The 16608-nt window shown below is 69.4% G+C and carries 9 protein-coding genes; 4 read left to right on the forward strand and 5 right to left on the reverse strand.

Annotated features, from left to right (window positions below):
- Nucleotides 1-17: 17 nt before the first annotated feature.
- On the reverse strand, nucleotides 18-1199 hold the full coding sequence (locus HFP15_RS35095; protein WP_168521604.1) for a TetR/AcrR family transcriptional regulator: 1182 nt from the start codon (nucleotides 1197-1199) through the stop codon (nucleotides 18-20).
- Between the two features lie 114 nt (nucleotides 1200-1313).
- Between HFP15_RS35095 and HFP15_RS35100 the strand changes: the two genes are divergently transcribed.
- Together HFP15_RS35100 and HFP15_RS35105 are read left to right on the forward strand one after the other, a co-directional pair.
- Nucleotides 1314-2525, forward strand: a complete 1212-nt coding sequence (locus HFP15_RS35100) for an acetyl-CoA C-acetyltransferase (protein ID WP_168521606.1) — start codon at nucleotides 1314-1316, stop codon at nucleotides 2523-2525.
- A gap of 4 nt (nucleotides 2526-2529) precedes the next feature.
- Nucleotides 2530-4689 (forward strand): 3-hydroxyacyl-CoA dehydrogenase NAD-binding domain-containing protein, encoded by a 2160-nt coding sequence (locus HFP15_RS35105; RefSeq protein WP_168521608.1) that lies wholly within the window; start codon nucleotides 2530-2532, stop codon nucleotides 4687-4689.
- Nucleotides 4690-5321: 632 nt separating this feature from the next.
- On the opposite strand, the gene HFP15_RS35110 is transcribed toward HFP15_RS35105, so the two are convergent.
- The 4 genes from HFP15_RS35110 to HFP15_RS35125 form a co-directional block, all read right to left on the reverse strand.
- On the reverse strand, nucleotides 5322-6875 hold the full coding sequence (locus tag HFP15_RS35110; protein WP_168521610.1) for an acetolactate synthase large subunit: 1554 nt from the start codon (nucleotides 6873-6875) through the stop codon (nucleotides 5322-5324).
- A gap of 7 nt (nucleotides 6876-6882) precedes the next feature.
- Nucleotides 6883-8256 carry an FAD-binding oxidoreductase gene (locus HFP15_RS35115; protein WP_168521612.1) on the reverse strand — a complete coding sequence of 458 codons (1374 nt, stop codon included), beginning with the start codon at nucleotides 8254-8256 and terminating at the stop codon, nucleotides 6883-6885.
- A 641-nt stretch (nucleotides 8257-8897) separates the two neighbouring features.
- Nucleotides 8898-9398, reverse strand: a complete 501-nt coding sequence (locus HFP15_RS35120; protein WP_168521614.1) for a DUF3830 family protein — start codon at nucleotides 9396-9398, stop codon at nucleotides 8898-8900.
- An 11-nt stretch (nucleotides 9399-9409) separates the two neighbouring features.
- Complete coding sequence (locus HFP15_RS35125; protein ID WP_168521616.1) at nucleotides 9410-10666, reverse strand: aspartate aminotransferase family protein; 1257 nt, start codon at nucleotides 10664-10666, stop codon at nucleotides 9410-9412.
- 134 nt (nucleotides 10667-10800) lie between these two features.
- On the opposite strand from HFP15_RS35125, the gene HFP15_RS35130 reads away from it, so the two are divergent.
- Nucleotides 10801-12255: an NAD-dependent succinate-semialdehyde dehydrogenase gene (locus tag HFP15_RS35130; RefSeq protein ID WP_168521618.1), complete on the forward strand. Its 1455-nt coding sequence runs from the start codon at nucleotides 10801-10803 to the stop codon at nucleotides 12253-12255.
- Between the two features lie 89 nt (nucleotides 12256-12344).
- The gene (locus HFP15_RS35135) at nucleotides 12345-16601 is read left to right on the forward strand and encodes a cation-translocating P-type ATPase (RefSeq protein ID WP_312871903.1); all 4257 of its coding nucleotides are present in this window, start codon (nucleotides 12345-12347) and stop codon (nucleotides 16599-16601) included.
- The last annotated feature ends 7 nt before the right edge of the window (nucleotides 16602-16608 follow it).

The following is a 16608-nucleotide window of genomic DNA, read 5'->3' on the forward strand; positions in this document are numbered from 1 at the left end:
GTCGGGAGGTGGGTGGTTCAGGCGCTGAGCGCGGCTCGCATCAGGGCGACCAGCTCGGCGGGCAGATTCGGCCGGGCCAGCACGCGCCGTGTCCTGGCCAGGTCGTTCGCGATGGTCAGGGCCGCGTGCACGGTGATCTTGGCTTCGCGTGGGTTGAGGTCGGGTCGTGCGGTGCCGAGCAGGTCCACCCAGCGGGCGACGTAATCCCGCTGGATGCGCACCAGTTCCGCCCGCTCGCTCTCGCCGAGGTGCATTCCCCCGACGGAAAACGAAACGACCAGCTCGGGCGAGCCGGTGATGTTGCGGACGTAGGACTCGACCAGCTTGCCCAGAGCCTCGGACTCGTCCGAACTGGTGCGCAGGATCTCGTCCGCGCTCAGCACGAGCCGGTCGCCTGCCCGTCGCCCGATCGCGTAAGCCAGGCTCGCCTTGCTGGGGAAATGCCGGTACACGCTCGGCCCGGCGATCCCGGCCGCCGCACCGATGTCCTCCATGCTCACCGCGTGAAAACCGTGCTGGCCGAACAGCTCCGCCGCGGCCAGCAGCACCCGCTCGCGCCGGGCCGGGGTGCCGACGCCGAGCGGGGCGGGCGCCGGCTCGGCCGTCGCGGGCTTGGGCACATCGGTGCTCAGCACGCGTTTGGCGATGTCCACGAGCAGCCGTTCGAACCTGCGTTTGGCCACCGTCGTGTGGTGCACGGACACGCTGCCGAACACGCTCAGCGTCGCCCAGCAGAGCAGCTCCGCGTCCGCGCCCGGTAGGTCGGGCCGCACGTCGAGCAGAACTTTCGCCCACGTCGTGAGCAGCGTGCTCGACCGCTTCCCGATCTCGCGCTGGTCCTCGGGTGAAAGGTTGCGGCCCTCCCAGCGCCACAGCGCGGCCACGTCGCGCCGCTCGACGGAAGTGGAGGCGATGCGGCTGAGCAGTTGGCCGACCTGCTCCCCGCTGGGCGGCTCCAGCGCGGACAGCGCGTTCGACGTCTCGGCCTCCATGTCCCGCACCGCCGACAGCAGGACGTAGGACAACACCGACTGCTTGTCCGCGAAATGCCGGTACAGCGCGGGCCCGGTCAGCCCGGCCGCCGCGGCGATGTCGTTGATGCCCACCCCGTGGTAGCCGCGGGCGCGGAACAGCTCGGCCGCGACTTGGGCCAGCTGGGTTTTCCGGTCGCCGTTGCGACGGGGTCGGGCAGTCACCATGGTGAGCCCACTCTAGCGTCCGAGAATCACAGCGCAACCGGTTGACACCAGCGGATATACCAGCACTATGTTAGTGAGTATTAGCGTCGTCTATGGCTAAGAAGGGCCGTCGGTGTGAGCAACGAGGCATACATCTACGAGGCGATCCGAACGCCTCGTGGCAAGAACAAGGGCGGGTCCCTGCACGGGACGAAGCCGGTCGACCTGGTAGTCGGCCTGATCAACGAGCTCAAGGCGCGCCACCCCGGGCTGGACCCCGCGCTGATCAACGACATCGTGCTGGGCGTCGTGTCCCCGGTCGGCGACCAGGGCGCCGACATCGCGCGTGGCGCGGCCATGGCCGCCGGCCTGCCGGACACCGTCGCGGGCGTGCAGCTCAACCGGTTCTGCTCGTCCGGCCTGGAGGCGGTCAACCAGGCGGCGGCGCGCGTGCGTTCCGGCTGGGAGAACCTGATCCTCGCGGGCGGTGTCGAGTCGATGTCGCGGGTGCCGATGGGCAGCGACGGCGGCGCGATGTTCACCGACCCCGCCACCAACTACGACACCTACTTCGTGCCGCAGGGCATCGGGGCCGACCTCATCGCGACCATCGAGGGCTTCTCGCGCGAGGACGTCGACCGGTTCGCGGTGCGCTCGCAGGACAAGGCCGAGGCGGCCTGGGCGGGTGGCTACTTCGCCAAGTCGGTCGTGCCGGTCAAGGACATCAACGGCGTGACGATCCTCGACCACGACGAGCACCGTCGTCCCGGCACCACCGTCGACGACCTCGCCAAGCTCAAGCCGGCCTTCGAGGGCATCGGCGAGATGGGCGGGTTCGACGCGGTGGCGCTGCAGAAGTACCACTGGGTCGAGAAGATCAACCACGTGCACACCGGCGGTAACTCCTCCGGCATCGTCGACGGCGCCGCGCTGGTGCTGATCGGCAACGAGCAGGTCGGCAAGGACCTGGGCCTGACCCCGCGCGCCCGCATCGTGTCGGCCGCGATCACCGGTACCGACCCGACGATCATGCTCACCGGTCCCACGCCGGCCACCCAGAAGGCGCTCGACCTCGCCGGGCTGACCACCGACGACATCGACCTGTTCGAGCTGAACGAGGCGTTCGCGTCGGTCGTGCTGAAGTGGATGAAGGACCTGAAGCTGCCGGACGAGAAGGTCAACGTCAACGGCGGCGCGATCGCGATGGGTCACCCGCTCGGTGCCACCGGCGCGATGATCCTCGGCACGATGGTGGACGAGCTGGAGCGCCGTCAGGCCCGGCGCGCGCTGCTGTCGCTGTGCATCGGCGGCGGCATGGGTATCGGCACGATCATCGAGCGGGTGTGAGGACATGACCAACACGATTCGCTGGGACCAGGATTCCGACGGCATCGTCGTGCTGACCCTGGACGACCCGAACCAGTCGGCGAACACGATGAACGCCGACTTCCGTGAGTCCTTCGGCAAGACCGTGGACCGGCTGGAGTCCGAAAAGGACTCGATCACCGGTGTGGTGATCACGTCGGCGAAGAAGACGTTCTTCGCCGGTGGTGACCTCAACGACCTGATCCAGGCGACGCCGGAGCACGCCGATGAGATCACCAACAGCACCAACGAGATGAAGGCGCAGATGCGCCGTCTCGAGACGCTGGGCAAGCCGGTCGTCGCGGCCATCAACGGCGCGGCGCTGGGTGGTGGCCTGGAGATCGCGCTCGCGACGCACTACCGCATCGCCGCCGACGTCAAGGGCAGCGTCATCGGCCTGCCCGAGGTGTCGCTGGGCCTGCTGCCCGGCGGTGGCGGCATCGTGCGCACCGTGCGGCTGCTCGGCATCCAGAACGCGGTGCTGAACGTGCTCGTGCAGGGCCAGCGGCACAAGCCGGCCAAGGCCAAGGAGATCGGCCTGGTCAACGAGCTGGTGTCCACTGTGGACGAGCTGCTGCCCAAGGCCAAGGAGTGGATCAAGGCAAACCCCGAGGCCAAGCAGCCGTGGGACGTCAAGGGCTACAAGATGCCCGGTGGCTCGCCGACGAACCCGGCGTTCGCGGCGAACCTGCCCGCGTTCCCGGCCAACCTGCGCAAGCAGATCAAGGGTGCGCCGATGCCGGCCCCGCGGGCGATCCTCGCCGCCGCGGTCGAGGGCGCGCAGGTCGACGTCGACACCGCCGCCAAGATCGAGACGCGGTACTTCGTCAGTCTCGCCACCGGCCAGGTCGCGAAGAACATGACCAAGGCGTTCTTCTTCGACCTGCAGCACATCAACTCGGGTGGGTCGCGGCCGGACGGGTACGAGAAGTACACCGCCAAGAAGGTCGGCGTGCTCGGCGCTGGCATGATGGGCGCGGCGATCGCGTATGTGTCGGCGAAGGCCGGTATCGACGTCGTGCTCAAGGACGTCTCGCAGGAGGCGGCCGAGAAGGGCAAGGGCTACGCGGTCAAGCTCGAGGAGAAAGCGCTTTCCCGGGGCAAGACCACGAAGGAGAAGTCGGACGCGCTGCTGGCGCGTATCAAGCCGACGGGCGACCCGGCTGACTTCGCCGGCGTCGACTTCGTGATCGAGGCCGTGTTCGAGAGCCAGGACCTCAAGCACAAGGTGTTCGGCGAGATCGAGAACGTCGTCAACCCGGACGCCGTGCTCGGCTCGAACACCTCCACGCTGCCCATCACCGGCCTCGCGCAGGGCGTGCAGCGGCAGGAGGACTTCATCGGCATCCACTTCTTCTCGCCGGTGGACAAGATGCCGCTCGTGGAGATCATCCGCGGGGAGAAGACGTCGGACGCCACGCTTGCGAAGGTGTTCGACTACACCCTGCAGATCAAGAAGACGCCGATCGTCGTGCACGACAGCCGCGGCTTCTTCACCTCGCGCGTCATCGGCACGTTCATCAACGAGGCCATCGCCGCGGTCGGCGAGGGTGTCGAGCCCGCGTCGATCGAGCAGGCCGGTTCGCAGGCCGGGTACCCGGCGCCGCCGCTGCAGCTGATGGACGAGCTGACGCTGACCCTGCCGCGCAAGATCCGGCAGGAGACGCGGGCCGCGGTCGAGGCCGCGGGCGAAGTGTGGAACGAGCACGCCTCCGAGGCCGTGATCGACCGGATGATCGACGAGTTCGACCGCAAGGGCCGTTCCACGGGTGCCGGTTTCTACGAGTACGTCGACGGCAAGCGCACCCGGATCTGGCCGGGCCTGCGCGAGGCGTTCAACAGCGGCAGCAAGCCGGTCCCGCTGATCGACCTGCAGGAGCGCATGCTCTTCGCCGAGGCGCTGGAGACCGTGAAGTGCTTCGACGAGGGTGTGCTGACTTCGGTGCAGGACGCCAACATCGGGTCGATCTTCGGTATCGGTTTCCCGGCGTGGACCGGTGGTGTGATCCAGTACATCAACCAGTACGAGGGTGGCCTGAAGGGCTTCGTCGCCCGCGCACGGGAACTCGCCGAGCGCTACGGCGACCACTTCCAGCCGCCGCAGTCCCTGGTCGAAAAGGCCGAAAAGGGCGAGATCTACGAGTGATCTAAACCCGGATCTCCAACACGACAGTGCCCTCCCCGGCCCCCGGCGGAGGGCACTGTCCTATTCCCATCCCGAGTCGAGCCTTCCGCGCTCCCGAGTCGAGGTTTCCGGGGGCGCGAGTTGGGCTTTCCCGGTGGCGCGAGTTGAGGTTTGCACGCGCCCGAGTCGAGGTTTCCCAGGGCGCGAGTTGAGGCTTGTGTGCGCCCGAGTCGGGATTTCCCGGTGACGCGAGTCGGGCTTTCCAGGTGGCCGAGTTGAGGCGTGCGGTGGCGCGAGTTCGGCGTTCGGGGGTGGCTGAGTTGAGCTTTGTGCGCGGCCGGGTCGGGGTTTCTCCGGGCGCGAGTTGAGGTTTCGAGGTGGCCGAGTTCGGCGTTGCGCGCGGCGACCAGAGAACCCGAAGCCTCAACTCAGGCGTCCGCAAAGCCCAACTCGCGGTACCGCACGCCTCAACTCGCGCACCAGGAAACCTCGACTCGCGGTACCGGAAACCTCAACTCGGGCGTCCGCAAACCTCAACTCGGGCCCTGGGAAACCTCGACTCGCGCGCCAGGAAACCTCGACTCGCGCGCCAGGAAACCTCGACTCGCGCCACCGGAAGCCTCAACTCGCGGGGAGGGGCTGTAACGGGTGGTTTACATCAGGGGTGGGATGTGTGCGTCGATCAGGTGGGGGCCCGGTTCGGCCACCGCGCGCTGGAATTGGGTAGCCAGTTCCTCCGCCGTGGTGGCTCTCGTCGCGGGGACGCCCATTCCTTCGGCGATCTTCACGAAATCCATGTCCGGCCGCGCCAGGTCCAGCAGGTCGTTCGCCTTGGGGCCGCCTGCTTCGGCGCCGACTCGCTGCAGCTCCATCCGCAGGATCGCGTACGCGCGGTTGTTCAGCAGCACCGTGGTCACGTTCAAATTCTCCCGCGCTTGCGTCCACAGCGCGGAAATCGTGTACAGCGCGCTGCCGTCCGCCTGCAGGGCGATCACCGGGCGGTCCGGCGTGGCGACCGCGGCACCCGTCGCGACGGGCAGGCCCTGACCGATCGCACCGCCGGTCAACGTGAGCACGTCGTGCCTCGGCGCACCCGCGGTAGCCGCCGGGAGCAGGACACCCGAGGTGTTCGCCTCGTCCGAGATGATCGCGCCCTCCGGCAGCAGCGCGCCAATCACCTCGACCCAGTTCTGCGCGGTGAGCGGACCACTCGGCAGTTCCGGCCGTTGCGCTTGCCGCACAACGGGTTCCGTCTCCGGGGCGACCGCGTCCGCCAGTGCCTCCAGCGCACCGACGACGTCCTGCCCGAGTTCGGCGAGCGTGTGCACCTGCGCGCCCTCCGGGACCAGTTCGCTCGGCTTGCCGGGATACGCGAAGAACGAAACCGGAGCCTTCGTCCCGGCGACGATGACGTGCTTGATCCCCTGCAACTGGTACGCCGCCTGCTCGGCCAGGTACCCGAGGCGCTCGAAGTCGGGCAGCTCCGCGCCCCGCTCCAGCCGGGCCGGGAAGGTTTCGACGAGCGGCTTCGCGCCGGTCGCGGTGGCGATGCGGCTGACGGCCCGCAAACCCGCTTCCCGGCAAGCCGGACCGCCGAACAGCAGCGCGACCGGTTCACCCGTGCGCAGCACCTCGGCCGCCGCCTTCACCGTGGTCTCCGCGACCGAATGCGCGACCCGCGGCGGGATCGGCGCGACCGCGACACCACCGTCGCCCCACGAGATGTCCGCGGGCAGGATCAGCGTCGCCACGCGGCCGGGTGGGTCCTGCGCGGCGGCGACGGCGGCCGCGGCGTCGGCACCCACGTCGGCGGTGCTGTCCGAGCGCCGCACCCAGCCCCGCAGGGAACCGGCGACGGCCTCGATGTCCGACTCCAACGGCGCGTCGTACTTCTTGTGGTAGGTCGCGTGATCGCCGATCACGTTCACGATCGGGGTGTGCGCGCGCCGCGCGTTGTGCAGGTTCGCCATGCCGTTGCCGAGGCCGGGACCCAGGTGCAGCAGCGTCGCCGCCGGCTTGCCTGCGATCCGCGCGTACCCGTCGGCCGCGCCGGTCACCACGCCTTCGAACAAGCCGAGCACGCCCCGCATCTCGGGCACCGAATCGAGTGCGGCGACGAAGTGCATCTCCGACGTGCCGGGGTTGGAGAAGCACACGTCGACGCCAGAGTCGACGAGCGTGCGGATCAAGGACTGCGCGCCGTTCATGAGTCTCCTAATCGAAGAGGGTGCCGGGGTTGAGGATGCCCTGCGGATCGAAAGCCTGCTTGATGCGTCGCAGCAACGCCAGTTTCGCCGGGTCCTCCAGCTCGGCGTAATGCTCCTTACGCGACTGCCCGATCCCGTGTTCACCGGAAATCGCGCCACCGACGGCCATTCCCGCGGCGAAGATGTCATGCAGGAGCTTGCGCCGCCGCTCCGGATCCTTGCAGAAGATTCCCATGTGGACGTTTCCGTCACCGGCGTGTCCGCAACCGAGCGCGCCGCCCTCGGCGGCCGTGGCCAGTTCCCGCACGCGCGCAAGGAAAGCGGGCATCTCCGAACGCGGTACGACGACGTCGATCACGTCGTCGGCGCCCGCGGCCTTGGCCGACCAGAACGCCTTTTCCCGCGCCTCGATCAGCTTGCGTGCCGAACCGCCGTCGAGGACGTACACGTCCGTCGCGCCCAGTTCGCCGAGCAGTTCACCGGCGCGCTCGACGTCCCCGTCGAGCCGGTCGCCGTCGCGGTTTTCCAGTCCCACCACCAGATATGCCTGCGTGGCGTTCTTGATCTCCTCCGGTACACCGAGTTCGAGCTTCTCGTTGTAGGAGATCGCGGCCATCGTCAGGTTGTCGATGTACTCGAGGATGTTCGGGGTGAGACCGCTGGCGATGATCTTCGGTACCGCGCCCATCACCTGGTCGAGATCGCCGAACGGGGCCAGTAGCGTCGCGCCGTGGGCGAGCCGGGGATACAGCTTGACGATCACCTCGGTGACGAGCGCGAGCGTGCCCTCGGAGCCGATGATCAGCTGCGTGAGGTCGTAGCCGGTGGAGATCTTCGACGTCTTCCCGCCGGTGCGCAGGATCTCGCCGGTCGGCAGAACCGCTTGCAGACCAAGCACATTGTGGCGAGTGACGCCGTACTTGACCGCGCGCATACCGCCCGCGTTGGTACTGACGTTGCCGCCGACGCTGGCACTCAGCTCGCCCGGATACACCGTGTAGGCCAAGCCCGCGGCGGCGGTCTTCTCGTCCAGTTCGGCGAGGGTGACACCCGGCTGCACGACCGCCACCTGGTTGTCGACGTCGACCTCCAGCACCGCGTTCATCCGCTCGAAGGAGATCAGGAGCCCGTCCTCGCGAGGCCGGGCCGCGCCGGAAAGGCCGGTGCCCGAGCCGCGCGCGGTGACCGGCACGCCGTGCTCGGCGGCCGCGGTCAGCAACGCGGCGACTTCGTCGGCTGTGGCGGGTTTGGCCACATACGCCGGTTTTCTCGGTTCACAGGTCAGGGACTCGTCACTGGCATAGTCCTCGCCGACCTGTGCGCCGCTGAGCAGGTTGTGTTCCCCGACCACCTCGGCGAACCGCGCCGCGACGTCCGCCATGACGTCCACCCGCCTCTCTCACGTGCCGTACTGCCCGTTGACGGCAGCGTAGTACGGACAGTACCCGGCGGGTTATGAAGATATTTCACATACCGCGTGTCGCGGTTGCGGGGCCGGTCCGCGCCAACGTCCCGGCCCCGCGGGAATTCTCTACGACTTCAGGTTCGCCTTGATCAGACGAGCCAGCCGAGCACGTGGGCCAATCCGGCCAGTACACCGGTCAGGATGTCGTGGCCGTGCGGAACGTGCGCGATGAAAGCGTGCATTGTGAGAGGCTCCTTGTTTGTTTTCGATTTACAGCGCCTGCTTTCGAAAGCGACACGAGATTTGCACCCCGCAAGACGCGGTGTCAAAGAGCTTCTCCGGTGTCCCGCCGCATGCTCTCCGAGGCAGGAAAATGCCCCCAGGCTAAACATGTAACACCTTCGTGTTTGCGCCGGGGGGTGTCACGAGTTCGAGGATCTACTGAACGTAGTTCAAGCCTTTACGGTGACGTGGGGTGATGCTGATCTTGATGCGACATCCGGGCCTCATGGGGCCTCGAAAGGGTGAAGCGATTGGCACGAAAGGTGATTCACGTTAGATCACGCGAAAGGGTGAAGGGAGCCGGTACCGACTCCCTTCACCCTGTGTGTTCGCTGTCACTCGGCGCGGGCGAACGAGAGGGTCTCGCCCTCCACGCCGCGCAGCCACAGATCCTGTGCCGCGGCCGCCATTTCCGGCAATCCTTCGACGATCGTGGCGAAAACGTTTCCGGGAACCCAGCCCGCGTCGCCATTGATGAGCAGATTGTTCCGCCCGTAGAAAATGGCGAGATCGGTGGCGCCCTGTTCGCCGTGCGCCTCACTCGATTCCTCATAACCGTACGCCGGGTTTCCGATTTCCCAGGCCTCGAACCCGAAGTACACGACATCGCCGGGGATGGGCGTGATCGTCGGATTCTCCCGGCCCGGCTTCGGGTCGGCGAACGGCGGCACCAGCGTGTAGACCTCGTTGCGCGCGTACTTGGCGTGGTAGGCCGAGCCGCTCTGCGGCAGCGCGTCCCAGACGGCCCTGCACGTGCGTGGCGCCTCCTGGTCCAGCAGCACTGCCCGGCAGGAGACGCCGCGCTTGTCCAGGCTGATCGTGATGTAGCGGGCCAAGGATTTCCCTTTCAGTGCTTGGTGACGGCGGCGATGGTCTCGCCCCAGATGCCCAGTGCCTCGTCGACCTGCTCGGAGGAAACGACGAGCGGCGGGATCATCCGGACGACGTTCATGTACGCGCCGCAGGTGAGCATCAGTAGCCCGCGCCGCGCGGCTTCCTGCTGCGCCGCCTGCGCGGTCGCGGTGTCCGGCTTACCCTCGGGCGTGGTGAACTCAGAGCCGACCAGCAGGCCGAGCCCGCGCACCTCGCCGATCTCCGGCGTCTTGTCGCCGATGAGCCGCGCGCCCTCGAGCAGCTGCTTGCCGCGGGCGGCCGCGTTCGCGACCAGACCCTCCTCCTCGATCACGTCGAGGGTGGCCAGGGCCGCGGCGCACGAGACCGCGTTGCCGCCGTAGGTGCCGCCCTGCGAACCGGGGAACGCCTTGGCCATCAGCTCCTTCGACGCCGCGATGCCGGACAGCGGGAAGCCGCTCGCCAGCCCTTTCGCGATGGTCATCACGTCGGGCCGCACGCCGAAGTGGTCGTGGCCCCAGAACTTGCCGGTGCGGCCGAACCCGGTCTGGATCTCGTCCATGACCAGCAGAATGCCGTGCTCGTCGGCGCGCTCGCGCAGGCCGCGCAGGAACGCGGTGTTGGCAGGCACGTAACCGCCCTCGCCGAGGACCGGCTCGATGAAGAACGCGGCCGTCTCGCCGGGCGCGGTGGCCGTGGCGAACAGGTAGTCCAGTTCCCGCAGGCAGAACTCGGTGGCGGTCTGCTCGTCCCAGCCATAGTGGTAGGGGTACGGGAACGGCGCCATGTGCACGCCGCCCATCAGCGGCGAGATGCCGGCGCTGAACCTGGTGCCCGACGTGGTCATCGTCGCGGCGGCGACGGTGCGCCCGTGGAAGCCGCCCTGGAAGACGATCACGTTCGGGCGGCCGGTGGCCTGGCGCGACAGCCGCAGCGCGGCTTCGACGGCCTCGCTGCCGGAATTGGAGAAGAAGAGCGAGTCGAGCCCGGCGGGCAGTACTTCGCCGAGCCGCTCGGTGAGCTTGAGCAGCGGCTGGTGCATCACGGTCGTGTACTGGCCGTGGATCAGCTTGCCGATTTGGTCCTGAGCGGCGCGTACCACCTTCGGGTGGCAGTGACCGGTGCTGGTCACGCCGATCCCCGCGGTGAAGTCGAGGTGGCGACGGCCGTCGACGTCGTACAGATAGGCGCCTTCGCCGTGGTCGACGACGACCGGGGTGGCTTGCTTGAGTAGGGGCGAGAGCTGGGCCATCCGTTCGGCTCCTTGCGGGTTGTAGATTGTTGACAATCTGTCTAGCATGGCCGCCAGAGGCATGCAAGTGGGGATCCGGCTCGATGTCGTGAGGGGGCCCTCACGGCCGACACGACGAGGGATGAGGTGCAGGCGTGAGCGAGACCAGCGTGGTCGAGGCCGTCGACAAGGAACTGTTCATCGGTGGCAAGTGGGTGCCCGCATCCGGGGGGCGCACGTTCGCCGTCGAGGACCCGGCCACCGGCAGGGTGCTGTGCGAAGTCGCCGACGCCGCCCCGCTGGACGGCATCGCCGCGCTCGACGCCGCCGTCGCGGCGCAGGCCGAATGGGCGCGCACCGCGCCGCGCGAACGCAGCGAGATCCTGCGGCGCGCGTACGAACTTCTCAACGAGCGCAACGAGGACCTCGCGCTGCTGATGACACTGGAGATGGGTAAGCCGCTGGCCGAGGCGCGCGGCGAGATCGCCTACGCCGGCGAGTTCTTCCGCTGGTTCTCCGAGGAGGCGGTGCGCATCGACGGCGGCTACCAGGTCGCGCCGAACGGCAGCGGCCGGTTCCTGGTCACCAAGCAGCCGGTCGGCCCGACGTTGCTGATCACGCCGTGGAACTTCCCGATGGCGATGGGCGGCCGCAAGATCGGCCCCGCGATCGCCGCGGGCTGCACGATGGTGATCAAGCCGGCGGAGCAGACCCCGCTGTCGATGCTCGCGCTGGCCGCGATCCTCACCGAGGCCGGCCTTCCCGCCGGGGTCCTCAACGTCGTCACCACCACCGACCCTGGGGGTGTGATGGAGCCGATGATCCGTGACGGGCGCGCGCGCAAGCTGTCGTTCACCGGTTCCACCGCGGTCGGCCGCACACTGCTGGAGCAGTGCGCGGACAAGGTGCTGCGCACGTCGATGGAACTCGGCGGGAACGCGCCGTTCGTGGTCTTCGACGACGCCGACCTCGACGCGGCGATCGAGGGCGCGATGCAGGCCAAGATGCGCAACATCGGCGAGGCGTGCACCGCGGCGAACCGGTTCTACGTGCAGCGTGGCGTCGCCGACGAGTTCGCGCGGCGGCTGACCGAGCGGATGTCGTCGCTGCCACTCGGCCGGGGCACCGAGCCGGGTGTCGTCGTCGGCCCGCTCATCGACGCGGACGCGGTCGCGAAGGTGACGTCGCTGGTGCAGGACGCGGCAGACGGGGGCGCGAAGGTGCTCACCGGCGGCGGCACCGTCGACGGCCCGGGGCACTTCTACCAGGCCACCGTGCTCACCGACGTGCCGCGCGACGCGAAGATGGCGACCGAGGAGATCTTCGGCCCGGTCGCGCCGATCTCCGTCTTCGACACCGAGGACGAGGCGATCGCGGCGGCCAACGACACCGAGTACGGCCTGGTCAGCTACGTCTACACCAACGATCTCAAGCGGGCGCTGCGCGTGTCGGAGAACCTGGAGGCCGGGATGATCGGGCTCAACCAGGGCATCGTGTCCAACCCGGCCGCGCCCTTCGGTGGCGTGAAGCAGTCCGGACTCGGCCGCGAGGGCGGAGCCGTCGGCATCGACGAGTTCCTCGAGATCAAGTACGTGGCGGTGGCCCTCTGACGTCGGGTTCTGGAGCGCTCCAGGCATAGCCCGGCCGAAAATGGGCATCTCTACTGATCGCACAGAACTCGATGCGATCGGAGCTGCCGGTGGACTTGCTAGGCGTACGTGTTCCAGGGCCGGTTTCGGCGGTGCGCGGGCTGACGGAGCTGGTGTGGCCGCCGTCGAAGAAGCGCCCACGCCGCGAGATCTGGACCAGCCCTGGGCGGTTGCACGTCGCCGTGCACGGGGTCTGCGGCGCCGACGGCAAGCAGGTCGGCGACCGGGTCGCGCGGGCGCTGGAAAAGCATGACGTGGTGGAGTGGGCGCGGGTCAACGCGCCCGCTTCGCGCGCGGTCATCGGCCTTGCCGATCCCGCCGCCGATCCGGACGAGCTGATCGACATCATCGAGCGCGCCGAGTCCGAACCGGACGACCCGGCGATCGAGGACGAACTGCATCATCCGGCCGACGGCACCGCGGGTACCCGGCTGCTGCCGACCCTGGGCGCGAACGTGCTGGGCCTCGGCCTTTCGGCGATCTCGAAGATCGCCCCGTGGGGTTTGCTGCCGACCGAGATCGCGGCGCTGCCCGGCGTGGTCGACCTGCATCCGAAGCTGCGTGAGCTGGCCGCGAAACGGGCCGGGAGCGGGGAGCGCGCCGACTCGCTGACCTCCATTCTCGGCGCGCTGGGCCACGGGCTCGCGGCCGGTGGCGAAGGCACGCTGCTCGACACCGCGCAGCGCATCGAGCAGTGGCGCGAGGCCAGTGCGCACGCGCGGGCGTGGAACGAGGCCGAACCGGAGCTGATCAGCGGACCGGAGCACGCCGGCGCCGATCCGGTGGTGGTCGAGCGGCCGGTGCCGTTTCCGGAAGGACCGGTCGAACGGTACGAGCGCAGGGTGATGGCGCTGGGCGGCGTCGCGGCGGCGGGTGCGCTGCCGTTCGGCCCACGGCGCGCGGCGGGGCTCGGGTACGCGGCGCTGCCGAAGGCCGCCGAGGCCGGGCGCGCGGCGTTCGGCGCGCATCTCGGCCGTGTACTGGCCGCGCAAGGCACGATCGTGATGGACCGCTCGGTGCTGCGGCGTCTCGACGCGATGGACGTGCTCGTGCTCGACGAGGCCTCGTTCGACACCGGCCGGATGGTGCCGACCGAGCTGATTCCCCTGCACGACAACGAGTCCGTGGTCGACCGCGTGTGGCGCCTCTTCGACGCCAAGGACCCGCTGACCGTGCGAGACGGCGACGGCTGGCGGCTCGGTCCGCTCGATGAGCTCAACGTCGAGGGCGGCACGGGGGAGCGGGAGAAGCTCGCCGACGCGGTCGCCGTGCTCGGCCTCGCACACGGCGACCGGCTCGAAGCGGTGCTCGGCCTGCGGCGGGAAACTCCGCCCGGGATAACGACCTTGGTCGCGGCGGCACGCCGGGCCGGGCTCACCGTGGTCAGCGCCAACGGCGACTCCCCGTCGTTCGAGGCGGACCAGACCGTGCCGGGCGGGAAGCGGCTCGTCGCGTCCGTGCGGAATCTGCAGGCCGAAGGCCATGTCGTGGTGCTGGTTTCGGGGGACCGCAAGGCGCTGGGCGCCGCGGACTGCGGCGTCGGCACCCACCGCGACGGGACGCCGGCGCCGTGGGGTGCGCATCTGCTGGTGCGGGAGGACATGGCCGCCGCCGCGCTCGTCGTCGAGGCCGTCGACGCCGCGCGATGCGTCAACCGCGACAGCATCCTGCTCGCGCAGGGCACGACGGCCGTCGCGGCGCTGAGCGCGTTCCAGCCGGGACGGCAGAGCCCGACGAGCCGTAGCCTGCGCACCGTCAACGCCGGCGCCGGGCTGGCACTGGCCAACGCCCACCGCCGCGCGCGCAACCTGACCCCGCCCGAGCTGACCTCCCGTGCGGCGCCGTGGCATCTGATGCCGGCGGAGGTCGTACTCGACCGGCTCGGCAGCGACGCGGGCGGCCTGCGCGCCGACGAGGTGAAACGTCGTGCCAGCAAACGAAAGGAGGCCGCGCGGACGACGTTCGTCAGCGCTTTCCTCGCCGAGCTGGCCAACCCGCTGACTCCCGTGCTGCTCGGCGGCGCGGCGCTGTCCGCCGCGGTCGGCTCTCCGGCGGACGCGGCGCTCGTGGCGGGCGTGACAGCACTTTCCGGGGCGATCGGCAGCGTGCAGCAGGTCCGCACCGAACGGGAGCTGGCCGAGCTGCTGAGCCGGTCCGCGCTCAACGCGACCGTCTTGCGGGACGCAAAAGAACAGACGATCAACGCGGACGAACTCGTCCTCGGCGACGTCGTGCTGCTCGACTCCGGCGATGTCGTGCCCGCCGACTGCCGCCTGCTCACGGCGGAAGGCGTCGAGACCGACGAGTCGTCGTTGACGGGCGAATCCCTGCCGGTGGCGAAGGATTCCGCTCCGGTGATCGCGGCGGACGTCGCCGACCGGGCCTCGATGTTGTTCGAGGGCACCACGATCGCGGCCGGGCGCGCGACGGCGGTGGTCGTCGCGACCGGTGACGACACCGAAGCGGGCCGGAGCATGGCGATGGCGCGGGAAAACGCGCCGAAGACCGGTGTGGAGAGCAGGCTGACCGAGCTGACGCGCAAGAGCATGCCGCTCGCGCTCGGGTCCGCCGTGGCCGTCGCGGGGGCCGGGCTGGTTCGCGGGGTTCCGTTGCGGGAAAGCATGTCCGCGGCCGTGAACCTCGCGGTAGCGTCGGTGCCTGAGGGGCTGCCGTTCCTGGTCAACGCGGCGCAACTGGCCGCCGCACGGCGCCTGGCCGAGCACAACGCGCTGGTGCGCAACCCGCGTGCGATCGAGGCGCTCGGCCGCGTCGACGTGCTGTGCTTCGACAAGACCGGCACCCTGACCGAGGGCAAGCTCACGGTGAGCGATGTGGACAACGGCCACGACCGGCGGCGCGTCGACCAGTTGACCGATCCGCTGCGCGAAGTCCTCACCGTCGCGCTGCGGGCCACGCCGCAGGCCGAGGATCCCGACGACCTGCCGCACGCGACGGATCGCGCCGTGCTCTCCGGCGCCCGGACGGTCGGGCTGCGGCTGGAGAACGGCTGGCGCCCGGTCGAGGAGGTGCCGTTCGAACCCTCGCGCGGCTACCACGCGGTGCTCGGGCGCGAGGGCGGCGAGCTTTCGCTGAGTGTGAAGGGGGCGCCCGAAGAGGTGCTGCCGCGCTGCGAGCTGAGCACCTCGGCGCACAAGAAGCTGACCGGGCGGATGAAGAAGCTGGCGCGGTCCGGGCAACGGGTGCTCGCCGTCGCCGAAGGACATCCGGACGAGTCCACTGTGGATGTCCAGTCGCTGGAGTTCAAGGGTTTCGTCGGGATCGCCGATCCCGTACGGGGAAGCGCGGCTCCCGCCGCGGCGGAGCTGCGGGCGGCGGGCGTGCAGATCGTGATGATCACCGGTGACCACCCCGACACCGGTGAGGCCATCGCGAGCGAGGTCGCCGAGGACGGCGCCGAACTGCGGGTCGTGACCGGCGCGCAGCTCGACGAGCTGGACGACGTGCGGCTGGCGGAGACGCTGCGCGAGGTCGACGTGATCGCGCGGTGCAGTCCGGTGCAGAAGGTGCGGATCATCAAGGCGTACCAACGAATCGGGCGCACCGTGGCGATGACCGGGGACGGCGCGAACGACGCCCCCGCGATCCGGCTCGCCGACGTCGGCATCGCACTCGGCGAACACGGCACGCCCGCCGCCAAGGCCGCCGCCGATCTCGTGGTGACCGACGACCGGCTGGAAACGATCGTCGCCGCGCTCATCGAGGGCCGCGCGATGTGGGCCTCGGTGCGGGAGGCGCTGGCCATCCTGCTCGGCGGGAACCTCGGAGAAATCGCTTTCAGCGTGCTGGGCTCGCTGCTGACCGGGCGGTCCCCGCTGACCGCGCGGCAGTTGCTGCTGGTCAACCTGCTCACCGATCTGGCGCCCGCGCTGGCGATCGCGTTGCGTCGTCCGGACACCGACGCGGACATCCTGGGCGAGGGGCCGGAAAGCTCGCTCGGCAAGGCGTTGCAGCGGCAGATCGGTGTGCGTGCGGGCGTCACCACGCTCGGCGCGACGACGGCGTGGACGCTCGCGCGCTTCACCGGCCGCCGGCGCCGCGCGAGCACCGTGGCGCTGGCCGGGCTGGTCGGCACGCAGCTCGGTCAGACGCTCGTCAGTGGCGGCGTCGACCGGTCCACTTTGGCCACTTCGCTCGGCTCGATCGCGTTGCTGGGACTGCTGATCCAGACGCCCGGGGTCAGCCGGTTCTTCGGCTGCACCCCGCTCGGCCCGATAGGCTGGACGATCGCTCTGGGCAGCGCAACCTCAGCCACCATCGCCGGCACCTTCTTCGACCCCCACCCCTAGCCCCCAC

The sequence above is a fragment of the Amycolatopsis acididurans genome, from assembly GCF_012328925.1.
Classification (GTDB): domain Bacteria; phylum Actinomycetota; class Actinomycetes; order Mycobacteriales; family Pseudonocardiaceae; genus Amycolatopsis_E; species Amycolatopsis_E acididurans.